This is a genomic window from Streptomyces sp. NPDC004610 (genome assembly GCF_040609715.1).
Classification (GTDB): Bacteria; Actinomycetota; Actinomycetes; order Streptomycetales; family Streptomycetaceae; genus Streptomyces.
Map to the genome: position 1 here is coordinate 85,445 of NZ_JBEXLA010000029.1, position 20,357 is coordinate 105,801.

Genomic DNA, 20,357 nt, shown 5'->3' on the forward strand with positions numbered 1-20,357 from the left:
GTAGTGGCTGAGTCGGGCCTGGAACTGTCGTCGGCGTCGCCAGTGGGACCAGTGCAGGACATGTTCGACGAGGGTGGCCTGGCGGTGTGTGAGCCGGGTGATCAGGCGTCGGAGCTCGGGCAGGCTGAGGGGGACGAGGCCGGAGGATCCGTTTCTGCTTTGCCGGTGTCCAGTTCGCGTGCCCGCAGGACGGTGAGGCAGGCGTGGGCGGCCATGGCGAGGGTGACGTGCCGGTGCCAGCCGGGGTAGCGGCGGACCTGGTAGTCGTCCAGGCCGCATTCCTGCTTCGCGGTCTGGAAGCACTCCTCGACGGCCCAGCGGGCACCGGCAACACGGATCAGCTGGTCAAGCGTGGTGTCGACGGGGCAGTAGGCGATGTAGTAGGAGATCTCCTCGGGCCTGCTCACGCTGCGGCGGGCGATCACCCAGTGCCGCCGGTCGTCCCGGTGCCAGGGCCGGACCTCGACCCTGGCCCAGTCGAAGACGCGGGGGCCGTGGGCGCCGTTCCCGCAGGAACGGCGCTTCCACTTCTGCCTCGGCAGCCCGGGGAACAGGTCATGAACGGGGTGGTCGAGCGCCCAGCGGGTGACGACGGTGTCGTGCCGGGTGGTCGCCATGACGTGGAAGACGTCCGCCCGTTCCAGCTCGGTCCGCCAGCCTTTCGAGTAGCCGTAGCCGTAGCCGGCGTCCGCGGTGACCCACCGGAACGGGATCCTCTCCTGGACCGCGCGGCGGACCATCGCCCTGGCCATCGCGACCTTCGTCTCGAAGACGACGGTGCCGTCGATGCCGGCCCGTCGGCAGCGTTCCCGGTCGTCCGTCCAGGAAGCGGGCAGGTAGAGGCGCCGGTCGATCAGGGTGCGGCCGTGGATGGCGGCATAGGCGAGGAAGACCCCGACCTGGCAGTTCTCCGTCCGCCCCGCCGTGCCGGAGTACTGCCGCTGGACACCTGCCGAACGGACACCCTTTTTCAGGAACCCGGTGTCGTCGACGATCAGCACCGCATCCCGGTCGCCAAGATGCTCCACCACGTACTCACGCACGTCGTCCAGGACCTCGTCCGCGTCCCAGTCGATCCGGTTCAGCAGTCGATGAATCCGGTCAGGTCCCGCATGACCCGCCTCCTCCGCGAGCGTCCAGCCGTTCTTCCGCTCCAGCGGAGCGATCAGCCCCCGCATATACGCCAGCGCCGATTCACGCGGCTCAGACCTCGCGAAACGGTGCACGAACCGCTCGTGAAGAGCCCTCAGTTCACCCACCCACGACCGGGCATCAGACAGTTCCCCACCCATGAGCAGACCAACGACCGACCTGCCCAACCGTCACCACAAGGACCGTTGCAGTACTAGGGGCCTCGTAAGGGGGAGGGGCCCTTTGTGCGGGGCCCAGTGCGCGTTGCGGGGCGCCGGATCACACTGCCAACGGGGTCGCGGTCGCGGGCGCGGGATCACACCGCCAGGGCGGTCGCGGTCGCCAGCTCGCGGACGGAGACCACGTCCATGCGGGCGGGCGCGCCCAGGACCGATGCGCCGCAGGTCTCCTCACGGGGCGGCAGGGACGCGCCCCGGGCGACGACGACCCGCCAGCGGCGGCCGTCCTCGTGGGCGACGGTGACGTCCCAGCGCGGCGCGGCACCCGACGTGGCGACCACGCTCAGCACGCCCGCGGTGTACTCCCGCGCGGATGTCCGTACAGCCAGCTCGGCGGCCTGGCCGGGCCGCTCCCAGGCCGAGCAGCCCCGGCAGTCCTCCACGACGACACGGCCCTCCTGGACGCCTTGGAGGACCTCCTTGATCGTGTGGGCCCCGGCCCGGCCGTAGGCGTAGCCGTACGGCAGGATCAGCACGGTCGGTGAGAAACGGTGACCGCCCAGATGGGTGACCTCCCAGATGCCCGGCACTCCGGACGCGGTCAGTTCCGTGGCCAGGGGGCGGCCGAGCAGGGCGCAGCAGCGGTCGCGCTTGCCGTTGGTGCACACGAGGGCGAGCGGGTCGCCCAGGTGCGGCCGTCCCTGGAGTGTGGTGTCGAAGGCGCGGTGGTCGCCGCGGCCCAGGGCGGCGAAGTCGAGGTCGAGGAGCCGACGCGGGTCGGTCGTGGTGGCGCTGTGCAGCCATCCGCTGCCGGGCACCGTGTGGGCCGCGTACACCTGGCGTTCCGTGGGTGTCCCGCAGTCGGCGTGACGGCCGGGGCGGCGGATGAGGGCGACCCGTACGCCGGTGCCCTCGGTGGCGGCCTCCAGGGCGCGTCCGACGGCGGGGTCGAGGTGGCTCGCGGTGAGCGCGCGGGCGCCCCAGGGGCCGGGCTGTTCCAGCAGCAGCCAGGTCGCGGCCGTGGCCGCGGTGCCCGAAACGGGCTCGTCGAGGTCCCGGGAGACGGTCGCGCACGCTCTCACAGAGGTGAGCCTAACCTGACTTTGTCAGGGGCGACTTCCGGCCGTGGGCGCGGTTACTTCGGCAGTGGCCGGGGCGGTCGCGGGCCCACGTACTGCCCTTCCGGTCGCATACGCAAAGGGCGTTCGGTGTACTCCTCCAGGGCGTGGGCGATCCACCCTGCGGTGCGGGCGACGGCGAAGACCGTCTCGCCCGCTGTGGCGGGCATGCCGCAGGACACCGTGAGCACGGCGAGGGCCAGATCGACATTGGCGTGCAGCGGGGTGTGGCGGGCGGCGGTGTCCACGATGTCGCGGGCGGCGGCGAGGGCCGGCTCGGCCCGGGGGAGTTCCGCGAGACGGGCGAAGAGGGCCCGCGCGCGGGGGTCCTCGCGGGGATAGAGCCGGTGCCCGAGGCCCGGGATACGGCGGCCGGCCCGCAGTTCGTCCGCGATCACGGGGGCGGCGTCACCCTGTTCGAGGACCTGCTCGATCAGCCGGTGGGCGAGCCCGCTCGCGGCGCCGTGCAGCGGGCCCTCCAGCACACCCAGGCCCGCCGAGACGGCCGCGTAGATGTGCGCGCGGGCTGAGGCGGCGACCCGCACCGCGAGGGTGGAGGCCGCGAGGTCGTGGTCGACCAGCAGGCCGAGGGCGGTGTCCAGGACGGCCAGCGACGCCTCGTCGGCCTCGCGCGCGGTCAGCCGCCCCCATAGACGGTGGGCGAGCGGACCGTCGCCCTTGGGGGCGTACAGCATCGGCGGCAGGGCGCCGACCAGGGTCGGGATCAGGCTGCGGGCGGCGCCCAGGACGGCCTGCTCCGAGAGGTCGAAGCGTAGGGGGTCCAAGGTCGCGGCGGCGATCGCGGCCACCCGCAGCCGGTCGGTGGGGTCCGTGTGCTCCGGCAAAGCGCTGACCGCGCGGCGGGCGAGTTCTACCGTCGATTCCGGTGCGTCGAAGGTGATCCCGGGGTGCAGCTGTTCGGTCCACAGCCAGTCGGCGATCTCTTCGTAGGAATGGCGCGTGGCCAGTTCGATGGCGTCGACCCCCCGGAAGTAGTAGCTGTCCGGCTCGATCAGGGTGATCCGGGTCCGCACCGACAGCTCCCCGCCGCTGCCCGCGACCGAAAGCGCCGCGCTCTCCCGCCTGTTGCGCCGGGAGAGTGCCTCCACCTCGCCCGTGTCGAAGGTGCTGCCCCGTCCGCCCAGGGTGCGGCGGCTGCTGAGCTGGCCTCGGCTGACGTACGCGTAGACCGTCTCGGGCTTCACGCCGAGCAGTTCGGCGGCCTCTTTGGTGGTCAGGCGTCGTTCGGGGTGGCTGGGGCGGGGTTCTTGATCGGGCATGGGCGTCACCGTATCGGCAGTGCGGCATGTATTGATTCAATCAATATTGACAGTGAATGAGTCAATCATGGACAGTCGAATCAAGTCCAGGGAGGAAATCATGACCGTCAATAGGTCCGCAGCCACTCTTGTCGAGGCACCCGGGGGACTCGCCGGTGTCGTCGTCGCCGATACCGAGATCGGGGATGTACGAGGGCGTGAAGGTTTCTACCACTACCGCCAGTACTCCGCCGTCGACCTCGCGCGTCACCGCAGCTTCGAGGATGTGTGGCACCTCCTTGTCCACGGTGAACTGCCCGACCCCGCGCGCAGCGCGGCCTTCGCGGCCGAGACCGCGGCGCTGCGGCGGCTGCCGGACGAAGTGGCGGCCGTGCTGCCGACAATCGCGGCGACCGGGCGGGCGCCCGGGGCCGGGGTCGCGGGCGGGCCGCTCGCCGGGATGCGCACTGCGCTGTCGCTGCTGGGGGCGGCGAAGGGGCTCCGGCCGGTGTACGACGTTGATGACGAACGGCGACGGATGGACGCCATCATGGTGTCGGCAGCCGTCCCGACGATATTGACGGCACTGCATCGGTTGGGGCGGGGACTTGATCCGATCGAGCCCCGGACGGATCTGCCGTTCGCGGCCAACTACCTGTACATGCTGACCGGGAACGTGCCGGACGAGCGGCGGACCCGGGCCATCGAGCACTATCTGATCTCCACCATTGACCATGGATTCAATGCGTCAACCTTCACCGCCCGGGTCATCGCCTCCACCGGCGCGGATGTCGCCGCCTGCCTCGTCGGGGCCGTCGGCGCCCTCTCCGGTCCCCTCCACGGCGGCGCCCCGAGCCGCGCCCTGGACACCCTCGACGCCATCGGCACCCCCGACCGCATCGACCCCTGGATCCGGGAACGGGTCCTCGCCGGCGACCGCATCATGGGCTTCGGGCACGCTGTCTACCGGACGGAGGACCCGCGCTCACGGATGCTGCGGGAGATCGCCCAGGAGTTCGGGGGGCCCAGGGTCGCGTTCGCCGTCGAAGTGGAGCGGCAGGTCGAGGCGATCCTGGCAGAACTGAAACCGGGCCGTGAGCTGCACACCAATGTCGAGTTCTACGCCGGGGTGGTGATGGAACTCTGCGAGCTGCCCAGGGAGATGTTCACCCCGACGTTCGCCGCCGCGCGGGTGGTGGGGTGGAGCGCCCATGTGCTGGAACAGGCGCGGGACTCGAAAATCATCCGTCCAGTGGCGCGGTATGTGGGGCCGGGGTCGCCGGTGGCGGTGCCGGCCGCGGGGTGACGTCAGGAGCGTCCCTGGGTGCCGTCGCCCTCGGCTTGCCTTATCGCCTGGTCGATGATTCTGAAGATCTTTCCCTCGTCACTGTCCGGCGACAGGGCTGCCTTCGCCTCGCGCGAAGCCGCCCAGTACCGCACGAACGCAGGGCTCCTGACCAGTGAACGCGTATGGGCCAGCAGGTCGGCGTCGGTGACATCGCCCCACTTGCGGAACAGGAGGTAGTGACCGAAGATCAGGTTGGCGAAGAGGAACTGGCGCACCACCTCCGGCTCCTCGTCCGGGTAGTCGTTCCAGACCCGCGCGAGCAGGGGGTCGTCCATCGCCAGCTGCGTCAGCTGCACGTGCAGTGAGCGGAGATCGGCCTGGGCGCTACGCCGCAATTCGTCCCGCGAGGCGATCAGTTCCTGCCGTTGGAGGGCGAGTTCCTGACGCTGCATCCGCAGTTCCCGTTGCTGGAACAGCAGAGTGACCACGAGAAGGATGAGCGCCAGCCCGGAGAAGACAGCGCTCATCCCTCCGAAGTAGTCGCCGATCGCGCTGCGTTCCACGGCGGTCTGCCGCCCGCCGTTGGCTTCCTCGACGCCGGAGAGCAGCCACCCGCTGATGGCGATGGACGCGATGCCTACGAGGGCCATTCCGGCGATGACAGCCGCTCCCCATGCGCAGGCCGAGATCAACGATGGCCTCAACCGTCGACGCGTCATGACCCCCCCCAAGCCAGCGGGATACTGCCCACGAGAGGGGGAGGGAAACCGGGGCTCCAAGGCGTTCCTGAAGTCCTCCCTGAGGTCCTCCTGAGGCCCTCCAAGGTGTTCCTGAGGATTCGTTCGGAAGGAATCCTGGACGTGGCTCCCACTCCCCGGGATCCCCGCCGGGATGTCCTGGCGCGGTGCGCAATGCGCGATCGACGGAACCCGGCGCGATTCAAGTGCCACGGATCAACCTCGTGTGAGGCTCCACCGCCCACCACTTCTCACCGATGTTCCCCAGAGCCGCAGCGGGCCGCCGATCACAGGACAGGAGCGGACTGCTCTGACGCTGCGGAGGGGCCGGTCGGGCGGAGGAAAAGCGTCGTAGCAGGCCCCTTCAGGGAGGCAGCAAGGGTCGCACGGACCGGCGCCTCGACAGACGTCTGCCCCCTGCATGGTGCTAACAATCGTTCACCTCGGCCCGTTTGCGGCGCCTCGTATCCTGGGGCGGCATTCCATCGAGCGTGGTGCGCGCGGCTGTGAGCCGGTGTGCCACAGGCGTGAGAGAGGTCGCACGGTGCGCCACAGTCCGGGTCCGCGGCAGATCCCGGTCGTCATCCTCGCCGGATTCCTGGGTTCCGGAAAGACGACCCTGCTCAATCATCTGCTCCACCACAGCGGCGGCAGCCGCATCGGCGCGATCGTCAACGACTTCGGCGCGATCGAGATCGACGCGATGGCCGTGGCCGGCGCCCTCGGCGACTCCACCGTCTCCCTCGGCAACGGCTGCCTGTGCTGCGCCGTCGACGCCAGTGAGCTGGATCTCTACCTCGAACGGCTCGCCGCCCCCGCCGCCGGGATCGATGTCATCGTCATCGAGGCCAGCGGACTGGCCGAACCCCAGGAACTCGTGCGCATGGTGCTCGCCAGCGAGCACCCCGGTGTCGTCTACGGCGGCCTGGTCGAGGTCGTCGACGCCGCCGAGTTCGACGCCACCCGCGCCAGGCATCCCGAGATCGACCGGCATCTCGCGCTCGCCGACCTGGTCGTCGTCAACAAACTCGACCGCGCCGCGACCGAGACCCCGTCCACCGTCCACCCCGGCGCCGCCGACCGCCTGCTCGCCCTCATCCGCACCCTCACCGACCGCGCCGCCGTCGTCCCCACGCGCTACGGCCGTATCGACCCCGAACTCCTCTTCGACTGTCGGCCGAGCGAGGAACGGATCGGGCAGCTGTCGTTCGACGACCTGCATCACCATCCGCATGACCATGACCATGACCATGAGCACGGCCGCGGCCACGACACCGGCCACAACCCCGGCGACAACGGCACCCCCCACCTCCACGCCGCCTACGACACCCTCTCCTTCACCTCCGACACGCCCATGGACCCCCGCCGCCTGATGACGTTCCTGGACAGCCGCCCGGAGGGCCTCTACCGCATCAAGGGCTACGTCGACTTCGGCCCGTACGACCCCCGTAACCGCTACTCCGTGCACGCCGTCGGACGCTTTCTGCGCTTCCACCCCGAGCCCTGGCCCGCCCGGGAGCCGCGCCGCACCCAACTCGTCCTCATCGGCTCCGGCATCGACGCCGACGCCCTCGGCAAGGAACTGGAGGCGTCCACGAGCGACGTCCCACACGCCGACGAGTACGGCATGTGGGGCGTCCTGCGCTACGTCCGGGACCCCTCCGGGGACGGGGCCGACGCGACGCCGCACCTGCCGGACGGCGACGAAGCTCCCGACCCCTCCGAGGAAGGTGCCGACGCGACGCCGCACTCGCCGGACGGCGACGAACCTCGCCCGTAGGCGGACGACCACCCTGGGACGGCCTCCGGGACCGCCCCCCTAGGCCATCCCCCCGGGCCCGTTCTCCAGCCCGGCCCCCGGACACGCCGCCCAGGACACGCCGCCCTGGATCGGCCCCCTTGGACCGCCCCCCTGAAACGGCCCCCGGACCGACCTATGGGCCCCGCCCCTGGTACCCGCCCCAGGGCCCCCACAGGCCCCCGCCGACCTACCTACACCGGCCCCGCCACCACCGCCACCGTCTTCACCAGCGACACGCCCGAGCCGTCGCGGCGGGGGTCGATCTCCGGGAGTTGGGCCGGGGTGCCGTTCTTCTGGGCCGCGCGGGCGGGGGTGGGGCCCGCCCAGGCCAGGGCGAGGCAGTCCTCGCCCTTCAGGAACCGCTGGCAGCGCACGCCGCCCGTGGCGCGGCCCTTGCGCGGGTACTGGTCGAACGGCGTCAGCTTGGCCGTCGTCTGGACCGAGTCGTCGAGCGTGCCCCGGGAACCGGCGACCGTGAAGACCACCGCGTCGACCGCCGGGTCGACCGCGGTGAAGGAGATCACCTTCGCGCCGTCGGTGAGCTTGATGCCCGCCATACCGCCCGCGGGCCGCCCCTGGGGACGCACCTGGTTGGCCTGGTAGCGCAGCAGCTGGGCGTCGTCGGTGATGAAGACGAGGTCCTCCTCGCCGGTGCGCAGCTCGATCGCGCCGACGATGCGGTCGCCGTCCTTGAGCGTGATGACCTCCAGCTCCTCCTTGTTGGTCGGATAGTCGGGGACCACGCGCTTGACGACGCCCTGCTCCGTGCCGAGGGCCAGGCCCGGTGAGGACTCGTCGAGCGTGGTCAGGCAGACCAGTGTCTCGTCGCCCTCCAGGGACACGAACTCCGTCAGCGGGGCCCCGCCCGCCAGGGTCGGCGCGGACGCCGTCTCCGGGAGCTGGGGCAGGTCGACGACATTGATCCGCAGCAGCCGCCCGGCGGAGGTCACCGCGCCGATCTCGCCCCGCGCGGTGGCCGGTACCGCCGACACGATCACATCGTGCTTGGCGCGTCTGGCGTCCTCGTCGGCCTCCAGGGGCGCGCCGTTCGCCGTACGGGCCAGCAGCCCCGTGGAGGACAGCAGCACCCGGCACGGGTCGTCGGCGACCTGGAGCGGCACGGTGGACGCCGGGGTGCCGGACGCCTCCAGGAGGACCGTACGCCGCTCGGTGCCGAACTTCTTGGCGACCGCGGCGAGTTCCCCGGAGACCATCTTGCGCAGCTCGGTGTCGGACTCCAGGATCCGGGTCAGCTCGGCGATCTCCGCGTTGAGCCGCTCCTTCTCCGACTCCAGCTCGATCCGGTCGAACCTGGTGAGCCGGCGCAGCGGCGTGTCGAGGATGTACTGGGTCTGCACCTCGCTCAGCGAGAAACGCTCGATCAGGCGCTCCTTGGCCTGTGCCGAGTTCTCGCTGGAGCGGATCAGGCGGATCACCTCGTCGATGTCCACCAGCGCGGTGAGCAGGCCCTCGACCAGGTGCAGCCGGTCACGGCGCTTGGTGCGGCGGAACTCGGAGCGCCGCCGGACGACCTCGAAGCGGTGGTCGAGATAGACCTCCAGCAGTTCCTTGAGGCCCAGGGTGAGGGGCTGGCCGTCGACCAGGGCCACATTGTTGATGCCGAAGGACTCCTCCATGGGGGTCAGCTTGTAGAGCTGCTCCAGGACGGCCTCCGGCACGAAGCCGTTCTTGATCTCGATGACCAGCCGCAGTCCGTGCTCACGGTCGGTGAGGTCCTTGACGTCGGCGATGCCCTGGAGCTTCTTGGAGCCCACCAGGTCCTTGATCTTCGCGATCACCTTCTCGGGGCCGACCGCGAAGGGCAGCTCCGTCACCACCAGGCCCTTGCGGCGGGGCGTGACGGACTCCACCGCGACCGTGGCCCGGATCTTGAACGTGCCGCGGCCGGTCTCATAGGCGTCACGGATGCCCGACAGGCCGACGATCCGGCCGCCGGTCGGCAGATCGGGGCCCGGGATGTGCCGCATCAGGGTGTCCAGATCCGCGTTCGGGTGCCGGATCAGATGACGGGCGGCGGCGATGACCTCGGACAGGTTGTGCGGCGGCATGTTGGTGGCCATGCCGACGGCGATCCCGGAGGCGCCGTTGACCAGCAGGTTCGGGAAGGCCGCCGGAAGGGCGACGGGCTCCTGCTCCTGGCCGTCGTAGTTGGGCGCGAAGTCGACCGTGTCCTCGTCGATGGACTCGGTCATCAGGCCGGTCGCGGCGGCCATCCGGCACTCCGTGTACCGCATGGCGGCCGGCGGGTCGTCATTGCCCAGCGAACCGAAGTTGCCGTGGCCGTCGACCAGCGGCAGGCGCATGGAGAACGGCTGGGCCATCCGCACCAGGGCGTCGTAGATCGACGAGTCCCCGTGCGGGTGGAGCTTGCCCATGACCTCGCCGACGACCCGCGCGCACTTGACGTACCCGCGCTCGGGGCGCAGGCCCATCTCGTTCATCTGGTAGACGATGCGGCGGTGGACGGGCTTCAGGCCGTCGCGCGCGTCGGGCAGGGCACGGGAGTAGATGACCGAGTAGGCGTACTCCAGGAAGGAGCCCTGCATCTCTTCGACGACGTCGATGTCGAGGATGCGCTCCTCGTACGAGTCGTCCGGCGGCGGGGTCTTCGTACTGCGGCGGGCCATCGCTGCCTGGCTCCTCTTTTCTGGTCGCTCGCCTGGGGGCGTCGAAGCCGGTGCGGGCAGGACGGCCAGGCGGGATCCGCCCGCTCGTCCTGCCGACACCGACCCGCCCCGCGGCTCGCTCTTGCTGAAGCGTGGAACGGGATCTGACGCGGACCATTGTGGACTGCGGCACTGACAACCCGGACCGCACACCCGGATCGTGCCCCCGGAACGGAGGTCCGCCCGGGGCCGACGGACACCCTGGGGGGCCGCCTGCGCCGCCTGGGGTCCCCTCCGGGGGAGGCACGGCTGCCCGCAGGCTACGCGATCCGCTCTCGGCGTACGCGCTCCGGGAACTTCGCCGGTGCCGCGCACACTTGCATACAGTGACAGGACCGACGGGACAACCGCGGTCGGAACGACCGCTTCCGCGATCGAAGGGACGTACATGCCCATGGGTCACACGGCCACAGCCGAGGCAGGCTCCGGCGGCCTGACAGCGACCGAGCACCGCCTTGCCAACGGTCTGCGCGTGGTGCTCTCCGAGGACCACCTGACCCCGGTCGCGGCGGTGTGCCTCTGGTACGACGTCGGCTCGCGCCACGAGGTCAAGGGGCGCACGGGCCTGGCCCACCTCTTCGAGCACCTGATGTTCCAGGGCTCCGGGCAGGTCAAGGGCAACGGGCACTTCGAGCTGGTGCAGGGCGCCGGCGGCTCGCTGAACGGCACGACCAGCTTCGAGCGCACCAACTACTTCGAGACCATGCCCGCCCACCAGCTGGAGCTGGCGCTCTGGCTGGAGGCGGACCGCATGGGCTCGCTGCTGGCCGCCCTGGACGAGGAGTCCATGGAGAACCAGCGGGACGTGGTCAAGAACGAGCGCCGCCAGCGCTACGACAACGTCCCCTACGGCACCGCCTTCGAGAAGCTCACCGCCCTCGCCTACCCGGAGGGCCACCCCTACCACCACACGCCGATCGGCTCCATGGCCGACCTGGACGCGGCCACCCTGGAGGACGCCCGCGCGTTCTTCCGCACCTACTACGCGCCCAACAACGCGGTGCTGTCCGTGGTCGGCGACATCGACCCGGAGCAGACGCTCGCCTGGATCGAGAAGTACTTCGGCTCCATCCCCACCCACGACGGCAAGCCCGCCCCGCGCGACGGCACGCTCCCGGTGACCATGGGCGGGCAGCTGCGCGAGGTCGTCGAGGAGGAGGTCCCGGCCCGCGCCCTGATGGCCGCCTACCGCCTCCCGGAGGACGGCTCGCGCGCGTGCGACGCCGCCGACCTGGCGCTCACCGTCCTCGGCGGCGGCGAGTCCTCCCGGCTCTACAACCGGCTCGTACGCCGCGACCGTACGGCCGTGGCGGCGGGCTTCGGCCTGCTGCGGCTGGCCGGGGCACCCTCCCTGGGCTGGCTGGACGTGAAGACCTCGGGGGACGTCGAGGTGCCGGTCATCGAGACCGCCATCGACGAGGAACTGGCCCGTTTCGCCGCCGAGGGCCCGACGGCGGAGGAGATGGAGCGCGCCCAGGCCCAGCTGGAGCGCGAATGGCTGGACCGGCTCGGCACGGTCGCGGGCCGCGCCGACGAACTGTGCCGGTACGCGGTGCTGTTCGGCGACCCGCAGCTCGCCCTGACCGCCGTACAGCGCGTGCTGGAGGTGACCGCCGAAGAGGTCCAGGAGGTCGCCAAGGCCCGTCTGCGGCCCGACAACCGCGCGGTGCTGGTCTACGAGCCGACGGCCCCCGAGGCGGACGATCCGGCGGACGCGGACGGCACCGGGGCCGCGGCCACCGACGAGAACGAGGAGGCGGGCAAGTGAGCGAGCTGGCCCCGATGGACTTCCACCCCCAGCCGCAGCCCGGCGAGGCCCGCCCCTGGGCCTTCCCGGCGCCCACGCGCGGTGCGCTCGACAACGGGCTCACGGTCCTGCGCTGCCACCGCCCCGGCCAGCAGGTCGTGGCCGTGGAGGTGCTGCTGGCCGCCCCGCTGGACGCCGAACCGGCGGGCCTGGAAGGCGTGGCCACGATCATGGCCCGCGCCTTCTCGGAGGGCACCGACAAGCACTCCGCCGAGGAGTTCGCCGCCGAGCTGGAGCGCTGCGGCGCCACCCTGGACGCCCACGCGGACCACGCGGGCGTGCGGATCAGCCTCGAAGTGCCGGTCTCCCGGCTGTCGAAGGCCCTCGGGCTGCTCGCCGACGCCCTGCGCGCGCCCGCGTTCGCCGACAGCGAGATCGAGCGCCTGGTGCGCAACCGGCTCGACGAGATCCCCCACGAGCTGGCCAACCCCTCGCGGCGCGCCGCCAAGGAGCTGTCCAAGGAGCTGTTCCCGGCGACCTCGCGCATGTCGCGCCCGCGCCAGGGCACCGAGGAGTCCGTGGCCGGCATCGACTCCGCGGCCGTACGCGGCTTCTACGAGAAGCACGTCCGCCCGGCGACCGGCACCGTCGTGGTCGTCGGCGACCTGACCGGCGTCGACCTCGACGCGCTGCTCGGCGACACGCTGGGCGCCTGGACGGGCTCCTCGGCCGCGCCCCGGCCCGTGCCGCCGATCAGCGCCGACGACACCGGGCGGGTCATCATCGTGGACCGCCCCGGAGCCGTCCAGACGCAGCTGCTGCTGGGCCGCGTCGGCGCCGACCGGCACGACCGCGTATGGCCCGCCCAGGTGCTCGGCACCTACTGCCTGGGCGGCACCCTCACCTCCCGGCTGGACCGCGTCCTGCGCGAGGAGAAGGGCTACACCTACGGCGTCCGCGCGTTCGGGCAGGTCCTCAGGTCCGCGCCGGACGGCGCCGGGGCGTCCATGCTGGCCATCAGCGGCTCCATCGACACGCCGAACACCGGTCCGGCGCTGGACGACCTGTGGACGGTGCTGCGCACGCTGGCTGCGGAGGGGCTCACCGATGCCGAGCGGGACACCGCCGTGCAGAACCTCGTCGGCGTGGCGCCGCTCAAGTACGAGACCGCCGCGGCCGTCGCGAGCACCCTCGCCGATCAGGTCGAGCAGTATCTGCCCGACGACTTCCAGGCGACGCTGTATCAGCAGCTGGCCGCCACGGGCACGGTCGAGGCCACCGCGGCCGTCGTCAGCGCCTTCCCGGTGGACCGCCTGGTGACGATCCTCGTCGGCGACGCCGCGCAGATCAAGGAGCCCGTGGAGGCCCTCGGTATCGGGCCGGTGACGGTGGTGGCCGCCGAGTAGCGCCGGGCGGGGCCCGCGCGCGGGCCCTGGTTTCCGCCGGATGTGCGGGCAGGAGTGGCTGAACGGGGCGCACCCGCGCGGGGCCCTGGCGACGGACAGGTCGCCAGGGCCCTCCCGCTGTGCGGATCGCCATGCCCGATGCGCCGCGTTCGACGTGCCGTGCCCGCACAGCCATGCCTGAAGTGCCGTGTTCTACGTGCCGTGCCGGAAGCGCCATGTCTGAAGTGCCGTGCCCGCAGCGCTATGTCCGGATTGCGGGAGAGGTTGCCTGTCTGCCCTGTGGCATGCGCAACAAAATCCCCGATCCGTTTGGGGATTGAAAGATCTCCCGCTTAGCGTCACCGAGGCTGTTCGTCAGGCAGTGCGCCGCGTCCGCGGCACCGGACAGTCATCGCCGAGTCCCCGTACGGCGCGAGCCAGGGGAGCCGGGGACCCAGGTCCCTGGGGTGAATCGGCCTCCCGCACGCGTGCGTACGGGGAGCCGTAGGAGACCTTCCTGCTCCGAACCCGTCAGCTAACCCGGTAGGCGAGAGGGAAGGAAAGGACCAGCCACTCCATGGCGTTCACGCGCGCCACCGGGAAGCACCGGCGTCCCACCCGCACGCACCGCACCACCGCCCGCGCGGCGGGTGTCGCGGCGCTCACCACCTCCGGTGTCGTCGGCACCCTGGCCGCCCCGGCGCTCGCCACCGAACCGGCCCCCGAGCAGACCGGTCTCACCCCCGTCGTCAGCATCGGCGAGGACGTCGCCGTTCAGATCGACGCCCAGGCCGCGGCCCAGATGGAGGCCGCGCGGCAGAAGGCCGAGGACGCCGCCCGCAAGAAGGCCGCCGAGGAGGCCCGCAAGCGCGCCGCCGAGGAGGCCGAGAAGCAGCGGGAGGCCGAGGAGCGCGCCGCCCGCGAGGCCGAGCGCAAGCGCCTCAACACCTTCGTGTCGCCGATACCCGGCTCCTATGTCTCCACCAGCTACCAGGCGGGCGGCGCCACCTGGTCCTCCGGCAGCCACACCGGCATCGACTTCCACGCCGCCTCCGGCACCTCCGTGCACGCGGTCGGCCACGGCACGGTCGTGGAGGCCGGCTGGGGCGGGGCGTACGGCAATCAAGTCGTGATCAAGATGAACGATGGTACATACACCCAGTACGGGCATCTGTTGTCCATCGACGTGTCGGCCGGCCAGACGGTCACGCCGGGGCAGCGGATCGGGCTCTCCGGCGCCACCGGCAACGTCACCGGCGCGCACCTCCACTTCGAGGCCCGCACCAGCCCCGAGTACGGCTCCGACCTGGATCCGGTCGCCTACCTCCGCGCCCACGGCGTCGGCATCTGACCCGCCGTGCCCGCCTGACGGCGGACGGCCGTCGCGCCCGGCCACGCCCCGCCGCGTCCCACCGCACCCCGGTGAGTTCCACCCCCACCGACAAGCCCCGGCCCACCCGGCCGGGGCTTTCGCCCTTTCAGGCACTACCTGTCCAAAAAATATCCATGGAATCAGGGGCCCCGTCGGAAATTCCGGCCGATTGCAATAGAGTCACTGTTCCGACGTCAATCGGAGACGTTTCACGGGGATTAAGGCGGAGGTCGGTCATGCGTATTCCGGCGCACTCGGTGTGCACGGCGATCCGGGACGACATCATCGCCGGTGTCTACGAACGCGGCGGCCGGCTCACCGAGGAAGTCCTCGCCCGCCGCTACGGCGTCTCGCGCGTCCCCGTCCGCGAGGCGCTGCGCACCCTGGAGGCCGAGGGCTTCGTGGTGACCCGGCGGCACGCGGGCGCCTGCGTCGCCGAGCCCACCGAGCAGGAGGCTGCCGACCTGCTGGAGATGCGGGTGCTCCTGGAGCCCCTCGCCGCCTCCCGGGCCGCCCAGCGGCGCACGGAGGCCCATCTGAAGGTGCTGCGCGGCCTCGTCCGCCTCGGCCAGGAGCGGGCCCGCCGGGGCAGCAGCGACGATCTGCGCTCCCTGGGGAGCTGGTTCCACGAGACGCTGGCCCAGGCGTCCGGCAGCCCGTCCCTGGTCTCCATGCTGACCCAGCTCCGCCACAAGATCGCCTGGATGTACGCGGTGGAGGCGCCGTCCGCGCCGGTCGAGTCCTGGTCCGAGCACGGCGCCATCGTGGACGCGGTGGTCCGCGGCGACGCGGAACGCGCGCGGGCGCTCACCGCGCTGCACACCGAGCGTGCCACGTCCGTGTTCCGGCTGCGGTTCAACGTCGGCGGCACGGAGCGTGTGAGGACTTCGCAACATGCCGTAAACATGTCGGGCCAGCGGCTTTAACAAAAGCGCCGTATACAAAGAAGAGATTAATCGGCGGCCGGGAATTTCAGCTGCCCTTTTCCGGTGCGCGACGGATTCTTTTCATGCGGCTCCGGTGTATTTCGGTGCGCTTGCGCCTACGGCTGCCCATGAAACGCTTCGGTGTGCGCCGGGCGGTCAATTCGGCGCGCGGTGGTGGGGAAACAGTGGGGAAACGGGGCGGGGAATTCGGCTGGCGGGGGCGTCGGTCCGGCGGTCGGTCGGACCGTCGGGTGTCCGGGTTCAGGGGCGCCGGGGGGCGCGGGGGCGCTGTAGGGGTGCCGAGGCGGGACGGCGGGTACGCGCGCGGGTCGGGTGCCGGTCGGGTGCGGGTCCCTTGAAGGCTGGTGGTGGTCTGGTGGTGGCCTGCCGGGGCCGACTCCTGCGTGTCGCACGTGGGGCGGGAGCGGCAACCCGCCTGCCGCCGGTCACCCGGCATGTTGTGCCCAGACTCCGGGCGTTGAGTGTTTCCCGGGCGGGGTCGGGCAGGCCTTTGAGCGAACGGGGACGGTGCCCGGCAAGGCTTCTGGAGCACACGAGGGCGGCCCCTGCGAGGCCCGCTCCTGGGGCCTAGAGGGACGGGCCCGGCAAGACTTCCGGGGTGCAGGCGCCCCGCGGCGAGGTGCCTGGGGTGTACGGGGACGCCCCCCGGCGAGGCAGCTGCGGCGTACAGGGACGCCCCCGGCAGGGTTCCTGGGGCGCCCTGCACGACCCACGCCGCCGCTTCCGGGACGACCAGGAACGGCCCCCGCAAGACACCCGGGCGAACCCGCGAACCCACCCCCCTTCCGAACACCCACCCCGCAACGCAGAAGCCGCGCCCCCCGGCACGGGGTGACGCGGCTCCTTCGTCCGAAGCGGGGATGCCGAACAGCTGGCACGGCGGCACGGCGGTACGGCCGCCCCCGGCGGCTCAGACGGTCTCGGGAAGCTCCTCCAGCCCCTCCGTGACCAGCTTGGCCAGGCGGTCCAGGGCCGCGTCGGCGCCGTCGGCCTCGGAGGCCAGGACGACCTCCTCACCGCCCTTGGCGCCCAGGCCCAGAACGGCCAGCATGGAGGCCGCGTTGACGGGGCTGCCGTCGGCCTTGGCGATCGTCACGGGAACCCCGGAGGCCGTGGCGGCCCGGACGAAGATGGAGGCGGGGCGGGCATGGAGGCCCTCGGCCCAGCCGACGTTGACGCGGCGCTCAGCCATGTGATGCTGCCCTTCAGTGTCTCAGGGTTGTCTAGACCAGTGTCCCATACCGTGGAGCGTGCCCGGATGCGGCCCACAGGTGCCCCTCGGGGCCGGGCCCCGAACCCGGGGGCCCCGCGGCCCGCTCGATGCTTCTCCCGAAGTGTCCCCGGGCCGCGCCCCCGATCCGGCACTCGCCCGTGTGTCCGTGTGTCCGTACGTCCCCGTCACGTCCCATGGGCCCCTGGGCAGGGCCCCTTGCCGGCTCCCGTCGGCCCTTGTGAGCCCTCGTCGGCCTGCGCTTCGCTCCCGCGGACCGCCTCGGGCCGTTGTCGTAGGTGAGCCGTACGCTGGGCCCATGCAGACCCCGGCGGATCCGCAGGACCGGCACGAGTACCCCGCCCACTGGGAGGCGGACGTGGTGCTGCGCGACGGCGGCACCGCGCGCGTCCGGCCCATCGCCGTCGATGACGCCGAGCGCCTGGTCAGCTTCTACGAACAGGTCTCGGACGAGTCGAAGTACTACCGCTTCTTCGCCCCGTACCCCAGGCTCTCCGCCAAGGACGTCCACCACTTCACGCACCACGACTTCGTGGACCGGGTGGGCCTCGCGGCCACCATCGGCGGCGAGTTCATCGCCACCGTACGCTACGACCGGATCGGCCCCGAGGGCTTGCCCGCCTCCGCGCCCGCCGACGAGGCCGAGGTCGCCTTCCTGGTGCAGGACGCCCATCAGGGCCGCGGGGTCGCCTCCGCGCTCCTGGAGCACATCGCCGCCGTCGCGCGCGAGCGCGGCATCCGCCGCTTCGCCGCCGAGGTGCTGCCCGCCAACACCAAGATGATCAAGGTGTTCACGGACGCCGGATACACCCAGAAGCGCAGCTTCGAGGACGGTGTCGTGCGCCTGGAGTTCGACCTCGAACCCACCGACCGCTCGCTCGCCGTGCAACGCGCGCGGGAGCAGCGCGCCGAGGGCCGATCCGTACGACGGCTCCTGACCCCCGGCTCCGTCGCCGTGATCGGCGTCGGACGCACGCCCGGGGGCGTCGGCCGCAGCGTCCTCGACAACCTCCGTGAGGCGGGCTTCACCGGCCGGCTGCACGCCGTGAACCGCGCCTTCCCCGAGGGGCGCGGGGACGTCGACGGGGTGCCCGCCCACCGCTCCGTGCGGGAGATCGACGGGCCCGTGGACCTCGCCGTGGTGGCCGTTCCGGCGGAGCAGGTGCCCGAGGTCGTCGCGGAGTGCGGCGAACACGGCGTCCAGGGGCTGGTCGTGCTCTCCGCCGGGTACGCCGAGAGGGGGCCCGAGGGCAAGGGCCGCCAGCGTGAACTCCTCCACCAGGTACGGGCGTACGGCATGCGGCTGATCGGGCCCAACGCCTTCGGCATCATCAACACCGCGCCCGGGGTCCGGCTGAACGCCTCCCTGGCGCCCGAACTGCCCCGCCCCGGCCGTATCGGGCTGTTCGCCCAGTCGGGCGCCATCGGCATCGCCCTGCTGTCCCGGCTGGAGCGGCGCGGCGGCGGAGTCACCGGCATCACCGGCGTGTCGACCTTCGTCGCGTCCGGCAACCGCGCGGACGTCTCCGGCAACGACGTCCTCCAGTACTGGTACGACGACCCCGACACCGACGTCGCCCTCATGTACCTGGAGTCCATCGGCAACCCGCGCAAGTTCACCCGCCTCGCGCGCCGCACCGCCGCCGCCAAACCGCTGGTCGTCGTCCAGGGCGCCCGACACGCCGGAGCCGCACCCCAGGGACACGCCGTACGCGCGACCCGGCTGCCCAGCGAGACGGTCTCCGCGCTGCTGCGCCAGGCCGGTGTGATCCGCGTCGACACCATCACGGAGCTGGTCGACACCGGACTGCTCCTCGCCCGCCAGCCCCTGCCCGCCGGCCCGCGCGTGGCGATCCTGGGGAACTCCGAGTCCCTGGGCCTGCTCACCTACGACGCCTGTCTGTCCGAGGGGCTGCGCCCGGCCCCGCCCCAGGACCTGACGACCGCCGCGTCGCCCGAGGACTTCCGCGGGGCGCTGACCCGCGCGCTGGCCGACGACGACTGCGACGCCGTCGTGGTCACCGCGATACCGGCCATCGGCGAGACCCCGGCCGGGGACGAGGCCCTGGCGGAGGCGCTGAGGTCCGCCGCGGCAGGCACCGCCGCCAAGCCCGTGCTGGTCGTGCACGTCGAGCTGGGCGGCCTCGCGGAGGCCCTCTCGGCCGCGACCAGCACAGCACCGCAGGCTGCCGCCCAGGCCCCGACGACAGCACCGGGAGCCGCCACCCCGGACGCCCCGCCCCCGACGACACCACCGGCCACCGCGCCGGACGCTCCGGCCCCCACGGCGCCACCGGGAGCCGCCCAGACCCCGACGGCGCCACCGGGAGCGACCACCCCGGCCGCTCCGCCCCCCACAACCCCCCAGGTCGCCACCCCGCCCCCCACGGCACCGCAGGCCCCCACCACCGCCCCCCGAGCCCTCACCGAGCCCTCCACCCCGACGACACCAACCCCCAGCGCCCCACCCCTCAAGGAAGCACCCCCCACCCCGCCGGAACCCCTGCCCCCCACCCCCGGCCCCCTCCCCGCCTACCCCGCCGCCGAACGCGCTGTCCGCGCGCTCGCGGAGGCCGTCCGCTACGGGCAGTGGCGGCGCGAGGCCGCCGCCCCCGGCAGGGTGCCCGAGTACGACGACATCGACGAGAGGGGCGCCGCACGCCTGATCGACGGGCTCCTCGCGCGCGGGCAGGGCCTCACCCTCGGCACGGAGGACACCTGCGAGCTGCTCGGCCGCTACGGCGTCGCCGTCCAGCGCGCGCTGCCCGCGCCCACCCCTGAGGCCGCCGTGACCGCCGCGCGGGACCTCGGTTACCCCGTCGCCCTCAAGGCCACCGCCCCGCATCTGCGGCACCGCGCGGACCTGGGCGGCGTACGCCTGGACCTCGCGGACGAGGAGCAACTGCTGCGGGCGTACACCGAGCTGAGCGAGCTGTTCGGGACGCCGGAGGACCTGCGGCCGGTGGTGCAGCGGATGGCCCCGCGCGGGGTCGACACGGTCGTGCGCGCGGTGATCGACCCGGCGGCGGGCGCGGTGCTGTCGTTCGGGCTGGCCGGGGCGGCGTCCCAGTTGCTCGGCGACACGGCCCACCGGCTGATCCCGGTCGCCGACCGCGAGGCGGCCTCCCTGATCCGCTCCATCCGCACGGCCCCGCTCCTGTTCGGCTGGCGCGGCTCGGCGCCCGTGGACACGCCCGCGCTGGAGGAGCTGCTGCTCCGGGTCTCCCGTCTGGTGGACGACCACCCCGAGGTCGTCGCGGTCACCCTGGAACCCGTCGTCGTCGCCCCGCACGACCTCACCGTCCTGGGCGCTTCCGTCAGCCTCGCCCCGCCCCCGGCCCGCGACGACCTGGGCCCCCGTACCCTCCCCGAGTACTGACCAGACCGACGCCCCCAGAACCGCCCTTCCCTTCCGCGAGCCCCCAGAACCGCCCTCCCGAGCGTCCCCAGACGCCCGCCGAACCGCCCTCCCGCG

At 72.1% G+C, this 20,357-nt stretch carries 13 protein-coding genes and 1 riboswitch; of the genes, 7 read left to right on the top strand and 6 right to left on the bottom strand.

From position 1 onward, the window contains the following. Nucleotides 1–101: 101 nt before the first annotated feature. From ABZX40_RS28730 to ABZX40_RS28740, 3 genes are all read right to left on the bottom strand, one after another. On the bottom strand, nt 102–1,292 hold the full coding sequence (locus ABZX40_RS28730; protein WP_355744313.1) for an IS701 family transposase: 1,191 nt from the start codon (nt 1,290–1,292) through the stop codon (nt 102–104). 155 nt (nt 1,293–1,447) lie between these two features. Further along, nucleotides 1,448–2,392 (bottom strand): sucrase ferredoxin, encoded by a 945-nt coding sequence (locus tag ABZX40_RS28735; RefSeq protein WP_355744315.1) that lies wholly within the window; start codon nt 2,390–2,392, stop codon nt 1,448–1,450. Between the two features lie 53 nt (nt 2,393–2,445). Next, on the bottom strand, nt 2,446–3,708 hold the full coding sequence (locus ABZX40_RS28740; protein ID WP_355744317.1) for a citrate synthase family protein: 1,263 nt from the start codon (nt 3,706–3,708) through the stop codon (nt 2,446–2,448). A gap of 100 nt (nt 3,709–3,808) precedes the next feature. Here ABZX40_RS28740 and ABZX40_RS28745 point away from each other — a divergent pair, with 100 nt between their 5' ends. Continuing rightward, entirely contained in the window at nt 3,809–4,993 is a 1,185-nt protein-coding gene (locus ABZX40_RS28745) for a citrate synthase/methylcitrate synthase (RefSeq protein ID WP_355744320.1), read from the top strand. 2 nt (nt 4,994–4,995) lie between these two features. On the opposite strand, the gene ABZX40_RS28750 is transcribed toward ABZX40_RS28745, so the two are convergent. After that, nucleotides 4,996–5,625: a DUF6082 family protein gene (locus ABZX40_RS28750; protein ID WP_355744323.1), complete on the bottom strand. Its 630-nt coding sequence runs from the start codon at nt 5,623–5,625 to the stop codon at nt 4,996–4,998. 631 nt (nt 5,626–6,256) lie between these two features. On the opposite strand from ABZX40_RS28750, the gene ABZX40_RS28755 reads away from it, so the two are divergent. Beyond that, nucleotides 6,257–7,492: a GTP-binding protein gene (locus ABZX40_RS28755; protein WP_355744326.1), complete on the top strand. Its 1,236-nt coding sequence runs from the start codon at nt 6,257–6,259 to the stop codon at nt 7,490–7,492. Between the two features lie 212 nt (nt 7,493–7,704). Here the strand turns inward: ABZX40_RS28755 and ABZX40_RS28760 are convergent, their stop codons facing one another. Further along, the gene (locus ABZX40_RS28760) at nt 7,705–10,161 is read right to left on the bottom strand and encodes a DNA topoisomerase IV subunit A (protein ID WP_355744329.1); all 2,457 of its coding nucleotides are present in this window, start codon (nt 10,159–10,161) and stop codon (nt 7,705–7,707) included. Nucleotides 10,162–10,588: 427 nt separating this feature from the next. Between ABZX40_RS28760 and ABZX40_RS28765 the strand changes: the two genes are divergently transcribed. The 4 genes from ABZX40_RS28765 (at nt 10,589) to ABZX40_RS28780 (ending at nt 15,630) form a co-directional block, all read left to right on the top strand. After that, nucleotides 10,589–11,968 (top strand): pitrilysin family protein, encoded by a 1,380-nt coding sequence (locus ABZX40_RS28765; protein WP_355744332.1) that lies wholly within the window; start codon nt 10,589–10,591, stop codon nt 11,966–11,968. Continuing rightward, a complete protein-coding gene (locus tag ABZX40_RS28770) occupies nt 11,965–13,353 on the top strand; it encodes a pitrilysin family protein (RefSeq protein ID WP_355744335.1) in 1,389 nt (462 codons plus the stop codon). The genes ABZX40_RS28765 and ABZX40_RS28770 overlap by 4 nt, the downstream gene beginning before the upstream one ends. 382 nt (nt 13,354–13,735) lie before the next feature. Beyond that, nucleotides 13,736–13,897, top strand: a riboswitch (cyclic di-AMP (ydaO/yuaA leader). 12 nt (nt 13,898–13,909) lie between these two features. After that, nucleotides 13,910–14,683 (top strand): M23 family metallopeptidase, encoded by a 774-nt coding sequence (locus ABZX40_RS28775; protein ID WP_355744337.1) that lies wholly within the window; start codon nt 13,910–13,912, stop codon nt 14,681–14,683. 257 nt (nt 14,684–14,940) lie between these two features. Then, nucleotides 14,941–15,630 (top strand): GntR family transcriptional regulator, encoded by a 690-nt coding sequence (locus ABZX40_RS28780; protein WP_355744340.1) that lies wholly within the window; start codon nt 14,941–14,943, stop codon nt 15,628–15,630. 931 nt (nt 15,631–16,561) lie between these two features. Here ABZX40_RS28780 and ABZX40_RS28785 read toward each other — a convergent pair. Beyond that, on the bottom strand, nt 16,562–16,843 hold the full coding sequence (locus ABZX40_RS28785; RefSeq protein WP_355744343.1) for an HPr family phosphocarrier protein: 282 nt from the start codon (nt 16,841–16,843) through the stop codon (nt 16,562–16,564). A 337-nt stretch (nt 16,844–17,180) separates the two neighbouring features. Here ABZX40_RS28785 and ABZX40_RS28790 point away from each other — a divergent pair, with 337 nt between their 5' ends. After that, nucleotides 17,181–20,261, top strand: coding sequence for a GNAT family N-acetyltransferase (locus ABZX40_RS28790; RefSeq protein ID WP_355744346.1), 3,081 nt, complete (start codon nt 17,181–17,183; stop codon nt 20,259–20,261). The last annotated feature ends 96 nt before the right edge of the window (nt 20,262–20,357 follow it).